The following is a 13,795-nucleotide window of genomic DNA, read 5'->3' on the forward strand; positions in this document are numbered from 1 at the left end:
GTTTTTCCGTTGTTGAAGCAGGTTCATTGGATTGTGTCGTAGGCAGGAATCTCTGCAAATCAAGTCACGACGCGCGCCTCCTCACTCAACTGGCCGTTCATCCAGTCGGCACCGGCACGGATACCGCCGAGCGGAAAGACGTGTATCTGCGCAATGCGGCTTTGTGGATGGGCCGCCTTATAATCCGCTATATCCGCCAGGACTTCCGCCGGTTCGTAAGGCTTCAGAAGCTGGCTGAGATCGAGTGCGCGCCTTTGCAGCACGGCAAGCGATGGGCCAACGCCGCAGGCAATCGCAAATCTGATCAACGTCTGCAATTTGGTCGGGCCGGCAATGCCGACATGGATCGGCAAGCCAATACCGGCTGCGGCTATGCGCTCCGCCCAGGCGATCACGGGACGGGCGGCGAAGGCGAATTGTGTCACGATGGCCATGTCCGCATCCGTGCGCTCGCAATAGTCCTGTTTGAGGGCCAAGGCTTTATCGACGATGCGGGTGGAACCGTCCCTGTCAATCGCTCCATTGCCTTCCGGATGTCCGGCGACGTGCAGCCGCCTGAAACCGTGACGGTCGAACAGGCCGGTCTCGAGAAGCTGGATGGAACTGTCGAAATCTCCCGCCGGCGTGGTAACACCACCGCCGAGAAGCAGGGCCTCCTCCACACCGGCCTCATTTTTATAGCGCGTGATCCATTCTTCCAGCGTCGCCAGATCCGCAATGAGGCGGGATGGAAAATGCGGCATGACCGGAAAACCGGCTTCACGAAGACGCCTTGCCGTCGCCACCATGTCATCGATCGGCGTTCCCTCTATATGGGCGACGTAAACCCGCGTGCCGGCCGGCAGCAAAGCCTTGAAATCATCGATCTTTGCCGCCGTTCTCGGCATCACTTCAATGGAATATCCGGAAACGATATCCTTCAGATGGGCCGTATCGGGAGATTTCTCCCCGCGTCTACCTTTCAACAGGTCCAGTAGTGCCACCATGTGTCCTCCGGGATGTCTGAAGAGAATGCGGCAGGCTTGCCGGACCCGCCAGCGCATGCCGAACTCCATGAATTACTGAAAGATTTTGATATCCGGAGACCTCTTTCATCGGGCACGCCGCAATGAAAGAGGTCACGATTTCAAAATCCGCAGAAGTTTGGGCGAGACCGCTGGTGGATTAAATCACCGCACGCAGCTTTTCCTGCGCCGCCTTGGAGTATGGAATGGACGAAACCCTCGCCCTGATCGTCGTTTGCGCGTGGCGTTCGACATGCGGCTTGCGCGAACCGCCGTTCACTTCTCCCCATGTCAGCACGACCTCGGTGCCGACATCCGCATAGGCCTCGTCTATGCCGCAAAGCGAGATCATGTCGCGCTCGTTGATGTTGTAACCGCAATATTGCGACATGCCGATCAGCCTGCCGTCTTTCGCACGGACTTCATCGGCCTGCGGCCAGCCGAAATAGGCGGTCGGCATATCGATCGCCTTGTAGATCGGGCCATCTCCTAGTTGAGAGGCGAATATCTTGAGAACATCTTCCTTGTTCCATTGCAGCGCGCGCTTGACCCGGCGCGGCTGCTTGAGCTGCGCTTCCAGCGCCTCCCGGCCGATAAAATCATGGTCGAATTTCACCAGCCGCTCATAACCGAGCGCCCAGGGAGTCCAGTAATAATCCTCGATATTGCTGGTGTAGAGGCTGCCGCCGAGCTGCATATTCGCTTCCCAGCTATCGGCCGGAAGCCATTCGCGGTAGGAACGCAGTTCCTCGCCGGAATAGATGCCGGGCAGCGGATAGGGTATCCAGCCATCCTCGAGCGGTGTGCTGTAATAGGTTCGGGTGCCGGCCTGAAGCAGGCCGTATTTTTCGCCCGCCTTGAGGATAGCGTCGCGGACGATATCCATCTCCGCGAAGGCGCCGGATATTTCCGCGCCGGCATGGCCCGCCATGCCGTGGCGCAGCACATGCACCCTGCATCCGGCAATGGTGACATAGGCCGTATGGAAGAACTTGATTTCCGGCCAACCGCCTTCGCAGATTTCTTCAAGAATATCGCGGGCATTCGGCCCTTCGATCTGGAAACGATATTTCGTGCGTTTGCCGTCGGGGCTGTAGGGTGTGGTCGGATCGAAACGGAATTCGACATTATACCCGCCGGTCTCGCCATTATAGCGAACCCAGTTCAGAACCGGCATGCCGCTGATGAGTTCGAAACCCTCATCCTCGCCGTAATAGTTCAGGATGCAATCGCCGATATGATGGCCGCGCGGCGTGCAGGCGATATATTGCTTGGCGCGGCCGGTGGAAAGATTGGCGAACGAGCAGGGGGAAAGGTCGCTCAGAAGCTTTTGCGCATCCGGACCCTTCACATAAAGAACCGGCATATGATGCGATTGGTTGAAGAGAACGGCGCTTTCACGCCAGGCCCTCTGCTCTTCGCGCCAGTTGCTATATTCCGGTGCGATCAGCGTCGCAAAAAGGCTGGTCCGCGATTTGTGATACTGGGAAATCGTATCGTTATAGAAATAGTCGACCAGGTTCTGTTTCGAATCGATCAGTTCTTGCAGATTTTTCATGGTATCAGCCTTCCTGTTCATGATGCTTGATATGGTTGCCGCGCAAGTGCAGGCGGTTCTGGTGCAGGCGGGAAAATTGCGTAGGCTCCGCCGCTCCGACCCGGACCGGTGCCACGGCCGGGGCGGTTTCAGTCATGCTGGAATGCCGGCGATTACTTCACGGCGGGCATGTCGCAGGCGGAAACGTAAGGGTCCTCGCCCCGCTCCATTGCGATCCGCGGCGAACCCATGCGCCATTTGCCTTCCGGCCCCGCTTCCACCTCAAGGGCGTAATAATTATCGAGCGGCATATGGTTCTTGCCGAAAGTCAGCTTGCCGCGAACTGACTTGAAATCCGCCGCCTCCAGCGCGGTGCGAAGGGCGGCCTTGTTCTCAAGGTCTCCCTTGGCGGTTTCCACGGCGGATTTGATAAGCTGGATGGCGTCATAGGCGGCGGCCGCATAATTCGAGGGATCCCGCCCGTATTTCTGCTGGAAGTCGGCGACGAAACGCCGGTTTTCGGGCGTATCGAGATCGGGATACCAATAATCCGTCAACATGGAGCCGAGCGCACCCGTCGCATTGCCTTTCTGAAGCGCCGGCAGGGCGATCTGGTCGAGCGTATAGACGGTATAGAGCTTTACCTTGCCCTTGAGGCCGGATTGCTCGAACTGGGTCATGAAGGCGGCGGAACGACCGGGATAGAAAGCAAAGAGCGCTTCCGCGCCGCTCGCCGCCACCTTGCTGAACTCGGCGGAGAAATCGAGCTGCGGATCGTCACCCCATTTGGTGAAATCCTGGCCGACGACCTTGCCCTTGAAGGTATTGAGCAGACCTTTGACGACATCCTGCCCGGCGGCGTAATTCGGCGCCATGGTATAGATCGCGTTGACACCGCGCTTGTTGAGTTCTTCACCGAGCGCCATGGACATCACGTCGCCCTGCCCGCGCATGCTGTAAAAATTCGGATTGCACAGCTTTCCGGCCATGTCGGACGGCGCAGCATTCGTGCTGATGACGATCGTGCCGGAATCGAGCGCGCTTTTGCGCGAGGCGAGCAAAACATTCGACCAGATATAGCCGGTGATGAAATCGACCTTGTCCTGGCGCACGAGCTTTTCGGTCTTCTGGCGGCCGACATCGGGCTTCAGGGCATCGTCCTCGACCACAAGCGCGATGGGCCTGCCGGCGATCTTGCCGCCCGCATGATCGACCGACAGCCGGATCGCATCTTCTACATCCCGCCCGATGACGGCAGCCGGCGTCGTCAACGTGGTAACGAGGCCGATCCTGATTGGCTCCTGTGCGGATAATGGCTCTGTGAAGCTAAATAGGGCGGCAACGGCCGCGAGATATTTGATTGTCATTTTCCCCTCCGTGCCGGCTCCTCTCCGGCTTCATTTACATACCGCTTAATCGGTATGTTTTCAACAAAAAGATTCTCTGCTATGGAAAGTTTCGTCTATTGAATACGGGAATAGCTCCGGGATTTGCGACGGAGCAGAGTGCGAAGATGGCGAAAGCAAGAGCCCGCAGGGGCGCAACAGGATAGTGGCATCAGGCAATGCAGAAAAAGCGACGCACACAGGCTGAAAGAAGCGCCGAAACGAAGGAGAAAATCCTGCAGGCGACGATCGACCTGCTCTTCGAACAGGGCAATGCACGGCTGACGACGGCGCTGGTCGATGAGCGGGCTGGCGTATCGAGCGGCGCGCGGGTGCATCATTATCCCGCCAAGATCGATCTGGTCGTGGCCGCGACCGGTCATACTTACGAGCTTGCCGCACAACTCGGCCGCCAGCGGGCGCTCTCTGCGCGCAACTCGCCGGAGCCTCTCCGGGAATATGTGAAGGATTGTCTGTCGATCTATTTCGACTGGCCATTCATCGCCGCGCTTGAGGTCGTCATCACCGCGCGAACCGACGAGGTGTTGATGGAACGCCTGCGCCCGGTTCTCGAAAATTTCCACGGCGCCATGAAGGCGACATGGATCGAGACATTCGTGGCGACCGGTTACACACCGTCCGAAGCAGAAGAGGAACTCGCTTTGACGCTCAATCTCATCCGGGGAATGGCCGTCAATAAAATCTGGAAAAGCGGCGATGCGGCCTATGCGCCATTGCTGGATGCCTGGTGCGCAGACCGCGCCGCGCGACGCAAGACGGCGGCGGCGCTCAAGGGATAATTGTGGGCCATTCGCTTTGCGACGGCCGGAAGCAAATTCCGCCGGCATTCGACCCGAATGCCGGAACGGATCAGACACTCAGATATTGCTTGACCGTTTCTTCCTCGGCGCGCAGCTTCTCGGGTGCGCCCGTCCAGACGACGCGACCCTTTTCCACCACATAGAACCTGTCGGCGACGCCAAGCAGCCGCTTGATGTGTTTGTCGATGACGACGATGGATTGCCCCAACTCCCGCAGGCAGGCGATGCAGTGCCATATCTGGTCGCGCACGACGGGTGCCAGTCCCTCCGTCGCCTCATCGAGAATAAGCAGCCGTGGGTTGGTCATCAGCGCCCGGCCGATTGCCAGCATCTGCTGCTCTCCTCCGGAGAGAAGATTGGCATAGGAACCGTTTCGCTCGGAAAGCCCCGGAAAAAGCTCGTATATGCGCTCCACCGTCCAGCATAGCGGCTCCGCCCGGCGATTGGCGGCCGCCACCTTCAGATTTTCATGCACGGTGAGATTTGGAAAAACCTGCCGCCCCTCCGGCACCAGGCCCAACCCCGTCCGGGCGACGCGGGCGGTCGAAAGGCCATCGAGCCTTTTGCCCTCGAACTCGATCATCCCGTCCCATGCCGGTAGCAAGCCCATCAGCGCCCGCACGGTCGTCGTCTTGCCCATGCCGTTGCGGCCCATGAGGCAGACCACCTCGCCGGCATCGACCTCGAAGGACATGTCGAACAGAATCTGGCTGCGGTCGTAACCGCTCGTCAAATTGCGGACTTTCAGCATCAGGCATCCTCCCCGAGATAGGCTTCCCGGACCCGCGTATCGTTGCGGATGTCTTCCGGCGTTCCAACGGCGACGATCTCGCCACGCACAAGCACGGTCACCCGGTCGGCCAGTTCGAACACGGCCTCCATGTCGTGCTCGACCAGAAGTATGGTGATGAGGCCCTTGAGGCCGGCGAGAAACCGCGTCATCGCCCGGCTTTCCTCCGAGCCCAGCCCGGCCATCGGTTCGTCGAGCAGAACAAGGGCCGGATTGCCGGCAAGCGCGATGGCAAGCTCCAGCATGCGCTGCTCGCCATGGCTGAGATCGGCCACTTTTCGCGACATATCCATGCCGTTCAGGCCGATGAGCGCAAGCATCTGCGCCGCACGCGCCTGCAAATCCGCATTGCGGTCGACCCGACGCCAGAAGCGGAATGCATGGCCATCGCTTGCCAGAAGCGCCAGAATGAGGTTTTCCCCCACGCTCAAATCCCGCACCAGCGTCGTGATCTGGAACGACCGCGCCATGCCGAGCCTCGCCCGCTCATGCGAGGGGCGGTTGGTGACATCGACGCCGTTGATGAGCACGGCGCCGGATGTCGGCAGGATTTCTCCGAAAAGCTGGCTGATCAGCGTCGTCTTGCCCGCGCCATTGGGACCGATCACCGCATGAAGCTCGCCCTTGGCGAGCGACATGGAGAGATTGCGGGTGGCGTGCAGGCCGCCGAAAAATTTTTGCAGATTGCGAACATCGAGCACCGCGTTCATGCGCGCCTCCCCGAACAGATGAGACCGACGAGACCACCCTTGGCGAAAAGCACGACGGCGATCAGGAAAAGACCGAACCAGAAGTGCCAGTAGACCGTCAGTCCGCCGAGAAATTCCTCGATCAAGAGAAAGACCAGCGCCCCGACGACGGGACCGGCGACCGTGGACACGCCGCCGACGATGACCATGAAGATAAGCTCGGCGGAACTTGTCCAGCTCATCGATTCCGGTGTCACGAAACTCGTGAAATTCGCATCTAGGAAGCCGGCAAGGCCGCAGATCACACCAGCGGCGATATAGGCGGCGAGGCGATAGCGATAGGGATCGAACCCGACCGCCCTCACCCGCCGCTCATTGCCCTTCGCCGCCTTCAGGAGCAGGCCGAAATCGGATTGGCGGATACGGGCGAAACCCAGCATCACAAGCGCCAGCACCGCCAGCACCACATAATAAAGGATGGACCTGTCACCGAGATCGACCACCGTGCCGAAGCTGCTCGGATAATTGATCGTCAGCCCGTCATCGCCGCCGAACTGTCTGAGGCCGATCATGGTGAAATAAACCATCTGCGCGAAGGCGAGCGTGATCATGATGAAATGCACACCGCGCGTTCTAAGCGCGACGAGGCCGGTCAGACAGGCGAAAAGCCCGCTGACGCCTACCGTGACCAGCAACTGGATGACACCGTTGTCGATGTCGAAATCGGCGAGGATGCCGACGGAGTAAGCGCCGATGCCGAGAAAGGCCGCGTGACCGAGACTGACCAACCCGCCGAGGCCGATGATGAAATTAAGGCTGACGGCGGCAATGCCGAGGATCATCGCCCGCAGCAGCACTTCCACCCAGAAGTCGTGGCCGAGCGCCGCAAGCACTGATGGCGCCACCGCCAGCAGGAGAAGGACAGCAATCGCCGTCAGCAGATCGCGATCCACCGCCCTGCCCGCTGCAGTCTCCCGCGTTGCTGCCGGCTGTGTCGAGGGAGTGATTACCGAAGTGGTTTCTGTCATCACATCACCTGCTTGCTGGCGGGAAGAGGCCCTCGGGCCGGAATATCAACACCAGAGTCATGGTGAGATAGATCAGGATGGAGGCGAGCGACGGACCCGCCGAAGAGGCGACTTCCGGCGGAAACACCGCATTCAGCAGCGACGGCAGATAGGCCCGCCCAAGCGTATCGATCAGCCCGACGCCCAGAGAGGCGATAAAGGCGCCGATGATCGAACCGATGCCGCCGATGATGATCACCACCAGCGCCAATATGACGATCTGGTTGCCCATGCCGATCGAAGCGCCGGTGATGGGGGCCACCATGATGCCGCCGATGCCGGCCAGAACCGCGCCGATTGCGAACACCAATGCGAAGACCATGCGCGTTTCTATGCCCAGCGCCCGCGCCATTTCCTCGTTGGAAGCAGATGCCCGCACCATCATTCCGACCCGTGTGCGGGTGATGACCTGCCAGAGCGCAATCGCCACGAGAGCCGCGACGATAACGATAAAGAGGCGATAGGACGGCAGGGTGATGCCGCCAAGCGCGATCTGCCCGCTGAGCCAGGCCGGCAGGGGAACCGACAGTCCTTCCGGCCCCCAGAGATATTTCACCGCCGTGTCCGCGCAGAGCACAAGGCCGAATGTCGCCAGAACCTGGTCGAGATGATCGCGCTTGTAGAAATGCCGGGCAATCAGCCATTCGGCGATGAAACCGGCCGCCAGTGTCGCCGGCAGGGCGATGAGCATGCCGACCACAAAGGAATCGAGTGCAATGGCGACGGTGGCGCAGATATAGGCGCCGATCATGTAAAAAACGCCATGCGCCAGATTGATGAAGTCCATGATGCCGAAGACCAGTGACAGGCCGGCGGCCAGCAGAAACAGGATCAGTCCGAGCTGAACCCCGTTCAGAAGTTGATTGGCAAACAGGATAATATCCATTTTCTCCTCCCAGAGCCGTGCCGCCGAAACGTTGTCTCACCCCTCGTTGCGGCAGGCTTCCACATAGGGATCGGTCAGATCTTTCATTTCGAGACCGTCCGACCTGAGGCTCCAGACACCGTTCGCATCCGGTGCGACTTCAAGGCTGAGATAGCGGTCGATGGGGAAATGATTGCGGGCAAGCTTGTAGCGGCCACGCACGGAGTCGTAATCAGCCTTGGCGAGCGCCGCACGCACCGCATCGGTCGCGGAGATATCGCCGCCCGCCTGCTCCACCGCCGCTTTGACATAGGGGATCAGATCATAGGCGGCGGCCGCGTAATTCGAGGGCACGCGGTGATATTTCGCCTTGAAATCGGCAACGAAACGCTGGTTGGCAGGCGTGGCGAGATCCGGCGACCAGTAATCCGCCGAGCTTGACCCCAGAACCGCATCGATCTTCGCTTCCTGAAGCTTCGGCAGCGCGATCTGGTCCATGGTATAGACGCTGTAGAGCTTAACCTTCTTGCTCAGCCCCGATTGTTCGAACTGGCGCGCGAAAATCGCGGCGCGGCCGGGATAGAAGGCGAAAAGCGCGTCCGCGCCCGATGCCGCCACCTTGGCGAACTCAGCCGAAAAATCGAGCTGCGGATCATCGCCCCATTTGGTGAAATCGCGACCAGCCACTTCCCCGCCAAAGCTGCTTTCCACCCCGGCGGCCATGTCCTTGCCGGCGGTATAGTTGGGCGCCATCACATAAAGCTTCTTCACCCCGCGCTCGTTCATGACCTTGCCGAGCGCAATCGGCACCATGTCGTTCTGGCCGCGCAGCGAAAAGAAATTGGGGCTGCAAAGCTTGCCGGCAAGCTCGGAAGGCCCGGCATTGGTGCTGATCAGAAACTTGCCGGAATCGAGCACCGATTTGCGCGCCGCCATCAACACATTGGACCAGATGAAACCCGCGACGATATCGACGCCGTCCTGGCGCACCAGCTTCTCCGCCTTCTGGCGGCCGAGTTCCGGCTTTAGCCCGTCATCTTCGAAAACGACCTCGATCGGATGACCGGCGATCTTGCCGCCGGAATGTTCGACGGCGAGCTTGACGGCATCGACCATATCGTTGCCGATGGATGCGGCGGGCGTGGTGAGCGTGGTGATGAAGCCGATCTTGATCGGCTCCTGTGCACCTGCCGTTCCGCTCATGAGCAAGGCGGACAGAGCCGCCGCTGCGATACGTTTCATTGTGTTCTCCCTCCCTGAAAACATAATTTCGTTATTCGTTATCCGGCTGATTGACCGGCGCCGCCTTGCGGAACGCCTCCAGTTCCGAAAGCGCCTGCCCGATCCTGCCGATATGCGGATAGGCCTCCATGTCCACATCGAAACGCCTGTTGTTGACGAGCTGCGCCGCAAGGCAGATATCCGCCAGCGTCACGCTGTCGCCGTGGCAGAACCGGCCGGTTTCCGGCTCTGTCGCAAGCCGGCGCTCCAGCGCCGCGAAGGTCTCGGCCACCCAATGCCGGAACCACGCCGCCTGCGCTTTTTCGTCAGCGCTGAAATGCTCCTTGAGATAGGCCAGCACCCTGAGATTATTGATCGGATGAATGTCGAGGGCGATCATCTGCGCAAGACTGCGCACACGCTGACGCCCTTCGGCATCCTTCGGCAGCAAAGCCGGCTCCGGAATTTTCTCCTCCAGAAATTCGATGATCGCGAGCGACTGCATATAGGTTTCGCCATCGGTCCAGGTGAGCGCCGGCACGAGGCCCTGCGGGTTGAGCCTGAGAAAACGGTCGGACCGCTGTTCACCCTTGCGCAGGTGGAACGCTTCATAGTCATAGTCCACCCCCTTGAGCGCCAGCGCGATCCTGACGCGATAGGAGGTGGAGCTTCTGAAATAATTATGCAGGATCGGCCGGTTCATGCGGCCTTCCCCGCGCGCCGGGCGGCGGATGCGGGCTCCACGATCTCGATGGCGATCTCGCCCAGCCCGTCGATACCGCCAGTTACCCTGTCTCCCGGCACAATCGCGCCGACACCCGCAGGCGTTCCCGTCATGATGATATCGCCGCGCTTCAGCGACATGGAGCGCGACAGGATGGAAACGATTTCCGGCACATCCCAGATCAGCTCGGCAATATCCGCTTCCTGCCGGCTCGCACCGTTGACCGCAAGCCAGATCCGCCCCTGTGACGGATGCCCCACCTGCGAGGCGCGACGGAGGGGCGCGATGGGAGCGGAAAGATCGAAGGCCTTGCCCCAATCCCAGGGCCGTCCCTTGTCGCGCGCCGCCAGTTGCAGATCGCGGCGGGTAAGGTCGATGCCCACGCCATAACCCCAGACCATATCGAGGGCCGCTTCCTGCGGCACATCCACGCAATCCTTACCGATCGCCACGACAAGCTCGATCTCGTAGTGAAAATCCTCGGTCTCCGGCGGATAGGGTATCGTGCTGCCATTATCCACCACGGCGTCGGCCGGCTTGGTGAAAAAGAACGGCGGTTCCCGGTCCGGGTCCTTGCCCATCTCACGGGCATGGGCGGCGTAATTTCGGCCGACGCAGAATATGCGCCGCACCGGGAAACGGCTCTCGCTGTCATGGATGGCAATGGATGCCGGGGCCGGGGGATCGAATTCGAAATCGCTCATGGGTTTTCCAATCTGTCCTTTATCCGGGTCTGAAAGCCGCAAAAGCGGCGTCAGACCATCTCGTGGTCCTGTCGGGACCAGCGTGTCCTCAATGGACGCGCTCAGCGCTCAGATCGATTTTCCGCAGGGTCTGCCGGTCGATCTTGCCGGTTCCCGTCTTCGGCAATTCCTGGAAGAAAATGACGCTGCGGGGATATTTGTAGGGCAGCAGCGTCTTCTTGACGTGTTGCTTGAGCGTCTCGGCGACGCTCGCCTCATCCGCATCCGGCTGCTCGAGAACGACGAAAGCCTGAAGCGTCATCCGCCGGTCGGCCATTTCAACCGCCAGCACCGCGCATTCGCGCACCAGCGGGTGGTCGGCGAGGCAAAGCTCCACTTCCAGCGGATAGACCCACTGGCCCGAAACCTTGACGAACTCATCGGCGCGGCCGAGGAAATAATAGAACCCGTCAGCATCGCGCTTCATGCGGTCGGAGGTGTAGATCCAGCCATCGCCGCGCATGGTTTCAGCGGTTTTGTCGGGTCGGCTCCAGTAAAACGGCGCGTTGGAATCGCCGCGCACCCATAGGACACCGCTTTCGCCATCCGGCACCTCATTGCCATCGGGATCGCGCAGCGAAATCTCGTAACCCGGCACACGCAGCCCGGCAGCGCCCGGCCGCCGCATCTCTTTCGTATTCGAAAGATAGATATGCAGCACCTCGGTGGAGCCGAGACCTTCGACAATGTCATGGTCGGAAAGCACCCGCCAGGCTTCCGCCACCTCATTGGCCAGCACTTCCGCCGCCGAAAGGCAGAGTTTCAGGCTGGAAAGATCGGCCCCAGCCGCCTCCGGTGCGTTGATGAGCGACGTATAGAGCGTCGGCAGCCCGAAGAAATGTGTCGGCCGATAACGTCGGATCGCATCGAAGACCACATCGGCCTTCGGCTGCCCCGGAAGGAGAATACTGGTCGCCCCGACCGAAAAGGGAAAAGTCAGTGAATTGCCGAGACCATAGGCGAAGAAAATCTTCGGAACCGAAAAACAGATGTCGTCGGGCGAGATATCCAGAACATGATGCCCGAAGGATTGCGCCGTAAAAGCCATGTCGTGCTGTAGATGAACGATGCCCTTCGGACGCCCGGTGGAACCTGAGGAATATTGCCAGAAGGCCATATCGTCACGCCGCGTCGGCGCCGCTTCAAGCTCCGTGCCGGCATCGGCGAGGAATGTCCTGGCTTCGATCGCCGGCACCGGGCAATCGGCCGGAACCGGGCCGTTCGTGACGACCACCTTTTCCAGCAGCGTATCGGTGCAGGCGACAGTGTCGAAACGGGAGGCGAAAGCGGCATCGACGATGGCGATACGTGCCGAGGAATCCTGAAGATAGAAATTCAGGAGGTCGGGCGGCGTCAGCGTGTTGATGAGCAGCGGAACGAGGCCGGCCCGAAGCGCACCGAACAAAGCCGCCGGACAGGCGGGCGTGTCATCGAGAAACAGCAGCACCCTGTCGCCATGGCAAAGACCGGCTTCAATCAAGGCATTGCCGAAACGGCAGGCATCGGCACAGAGCTCGGCATAGGTGCGGGTTCCGGCTGGGCCAATCACGGCCGGATGATCGCCCCGGCCGCGCTCCAGATTATCGAAAAGAATGGCGCTGGCATTGTAGATTTCCGGCACGAAAAAGCCGATTTCGAGACTGCCGGCGGCATTGCGTGGCACCCCGTCTTCGGGTGGCTGCGGCAGGGTTTCGTAAAGCTTGGCCTGAACGGTCATATCTTCCTCCTTCAGGCGGCCGGGCGCGGACGCGAGGCGTCGTAGCGCTGCATGAAACGCGGGGACATCGACCGCAGCCGCTCATCGTCGATACGGCCGGAGCGAGTGATGTAGCTATGGGCGAAATCGACCGGCGAAAGGCGCATATGTTTTGGAACATCCGCATACCAGCCGGCGCTTTCACGCGCGGCCCGCACCAGCTTTTCCACCACCGGCTGCCTTTCGGCCTGATAGTGCTCAAGGGCATCGCGCACATCGCCAGGATGCGCCTCGAGCGCCTTTACCAGCGCCAGAACATCCTCGAGCGCCAGCCGGGTGCCGGATCCGATGGAATAATGGGCCGTGTGTAAGGCGTCGCCGATCAACACCATGTTGCGATGCGACCAGCGCCCGTTCCATATCCACGGGAAATTGCGCCAGGTGGACTTGTTGGCGACTAGCCCGTGGCCATCGAGCGTTTCGGCGAAAATCGCCTCGCAGCGCGCCTTGCTGTCTTCGGGGCCGAGCCGATCGAAGCCTGCTTTCAGCCAACTTTCACGATCACACTCGACGATGAAAGTGCTCATAGTCGGCGAATAACGATAGTGGTGGGCATTGAAAGCGCCGAATTCCGCCTCGACAAAAGTCTGCGTCAGCGTTTCGAAGCGCTTGGTGGTGCCGAACCAGACGAATTTTTCATCGAGATAGGTAAGCGACGTCTGGAAATCGCCTTCAAAGGCGCGGCGCACCAGCGAATTGACGCCATCGGCGGCAACGACAAGGTCGTAACCATCGAGTTCCGACACCGACTGCACTGTCGTTGAAAACGAAAGCTCCACACCTGCGGCGCGCGCCCTTTCCGTCAGCAGCAGGATAAGGTCGAGGCGGCCGATGGCCGAAAACCCTACGCCATCCAGCGCAACACTCTCACCACGATGGACGAGGGTGATATCCGACCAGGTCTCCATGCGGGCCGTGACAAGGTCCTCCGTTTCCGGATCGTCGGTACGCAGGAAATCCATGGCCTTTGCCGAAAACACGACACCGAATCCGAAAGTCGCACCTTCCGGATTGTGCTCGAACACCTTCACGACGTCGGCCGGATGCCGCCTTTTCCACAGACCGGCGAAATAAAGCCCTCCCGGCCCACCGCCGATAACAGCCACCCGCTTCATGCGCATCCTCCCTCACGCAATTGCTTTTCATCAATCTAGCGGATATTACGTATAGTGCAATAGATTTTATGGAGCGCA

Annotated in this window: 13 protein-coding genes; 1 reads left to right on the forward strand and 12 read right to left on the reverse strand. The window is 60.1% G+C overall.

What is annotated here, in order from left to right; genetic code table 11:
- Positions 1 to 59: 59 nt before the first annotated feature.
- The 3 genes from ACIQUH_RS10655 to ACIQUH_RS10665 all read right to left on the reverse strand — a co-directional run bounded on the left by ACIQUH_RS10655 (position 60) and on the right by ACIQUH_RS10665 (position 3,908).
- Positions 60 to 986 carry a methylenetetrahydrofolate reductase gene (locus ACIQUH_RS10655; protein ID WP_400814603.1) on the reverse strand — a complete coding sequence of 309 codons (927 nt, stop codon included), beginning with the start codon at positions 984 to 986 and terminating at the stop codon, positions 60 to 62.
- Between the two features lie 178 nt (positions 987 to 1,164).
- A complete protein-coding gene (locus ACIQUH_RS10660; RefSeq protein ID WP_233283576.1) occupies positions 1,165 to 2,562 on the reverse strand; it encodes an aminomethyl transferase family protein in 1,398 nt (465 codons plus the stop codon).
- A gap of 152 nt (positions 2,563 to 2,714) precedes the next feature.
- Positions 2,715 to 3,908 (reverse strand): ABC transporter substrate-binding protein, encoded by a 1,194-nt coding sequence (locus tag ACIQUH_RS10665; RefSeq protein ID WP_400814607.1) that lies wholly within the window; start codon positions 3,906 to 3,908, stop codon positions 2,715 to 2,717.
- 197 nt (positions 3,909 to 4,105) lie between these two features.
- Here ACIQUH_RS10665 and ACIQUH_RS10670 point away from each other — a divergent pair, with 197 nt between their 5' ends.
- Complete coding sequence (locus ACIQUH_RS10670; RefSeq protein ID WP_142780896.1) at positions 4,106 to 4,726, forward strand: TetR/AcrR family transcriptional regulator; 621 nt, start codon at positions 4,106 to 4,108, stop codon at positions 4,724 to 4,726.
- 70 nt (positions 4,727 to 4,796) lie between these two features.
- Here ACIQUH_RS10670 and ACIQUH_RS10675 read toward each other — a convergent pair whose 3' ends face one another.
- From ACIQUH_RS10675 to ACIQUH_RS10715, 9 genes are all read right to left on the reverse strand, one after another.
- A complete protein-coding gene (locus tag ACIQUH_RS10675) occupies positions 4,797 to 5,498 on the reverse strand; it encodes an ABC transporter ATP-binding protein (RefSeq protein ID WP_400814609.1) in 702 nt (233 codons plus the stop codon).
- Entirely contained in the window at positions 5,498 to 6,247 is a 750-nt protein-coding gene (locus tag ACIQUH_RS10680) for an ABC transporter ATP-binding protein (RefSeq protein ID WP_400814611.1), read from the reverse strand. The genes ACIQUH_RS10675 and ACIQUH_RS10680 overlap by 1 nt, the downstream gene beginning before the upstream one ends.
- Positions 6,244 to 7,254 (reverse strand): branched-chain amino acid ABC transporter permease, encoded by a 1,011-nt coding sequence (locus ACIQUH_RS10685; protein WP_400814613.1) that lies wholly within the window; start codon positions 7,252 to 7,254, stop codon positions 6,244 to 6,246. The genes ACIQUH_RS10680 and ACIQUH_RS10685 overlap by 4 nt, the downstream gene beginning before the upstream one ends.
- Before the next feature lie 4 nt (positions 7,255 to 7,258).
- Positions 7,259 to 8,173, reverse strand: a complete 915-nt coding sequence (locus ACIQUH_RS10690; protein WP_400814670.1) for a branched-chain amino acid ABC transporter permease — start codon at positions 8,171 to 8,173, stop codon at positions 7,259 to 7,261.
- 42 nt (positions 8,174 to 8,215) lie between these two features.
- A complete protein-coding gene (locus tag ACIQUH_RS10695; RefSeq protein WP_400814615.1) occupies positions 8,216 to 9,400 on the reverse strand; it encodes an ABC transporter substrate-binding protein in 1,185 nt (394 codons plus the stop codon).
- 31 nt (positions 9,401 to 9,431) lie between these two features.
- Positions 9,432 to 10,082, reverse strand: a complete 651-nt coding sequence (gene maiA, locus ACIQUH_RS10700) for a maleylacetoacetate isomerase (protein WP_400814618.1) — start codon at positions 10,080 to 10,082, stop codon at positions 9,432 to 9,434.
- Positions 10,079 to 10,807 (reverse strand): fumarylacetoacetate hydrolase family protein, encoded by a 729-nt coding sequence (locus ACIQUH_RS10705; RefSeq protein ID WP_400814620.1) that lies wholly within the window; start codon positions 10,805 to 10,807, stop codon positions 10,079 to 10,081. The genes maiA and ACIQUH_RS10705 overlap by 4 nt, the downstream gene beginning before the upstream one ends.
- A gap of 88 nt (positions 10,808 to 10,895) precedes the next feature.
- The gene (locus ACIQUH_RS10710; RefSeq protein WP_400814622.1) at positions 10,896 to 12,563 is read right to left on the reverse strand and encodes a benzoate-CoA ligase family protein; all 1,668 of its coding nucleotides are present in this window, start codon (positions 12,561 to 12,563) and stop codon (positions 10,896 to 10,898) included.
- A gap of 11 nt (positions 12,564 to 12,574) precedes the next feature.
- Positions 12,575 to 13,717, reverse strand: a complete 1,143-nt coding sequence (locus ACIQUH_RS10715) for an FAD-dependent monooxygenase (protein WP_400814624.1) — start codon at positions 13,715 to 13,717, stop codon at positions 12,575 to 12,577.
- Positions 13,718 to 13,795: the final 78 nt, after the last annotated feature.

It is taken from the genome of Agrobacterium sp. NPDC090283 (assembly GCF_044769685.1).
Taxonomy (GTDB): Bacteria; Pseudomonadota; Alphaproteobacteria; order Rhizobiales; family Rhizobiaceae; genus Agrobacterium.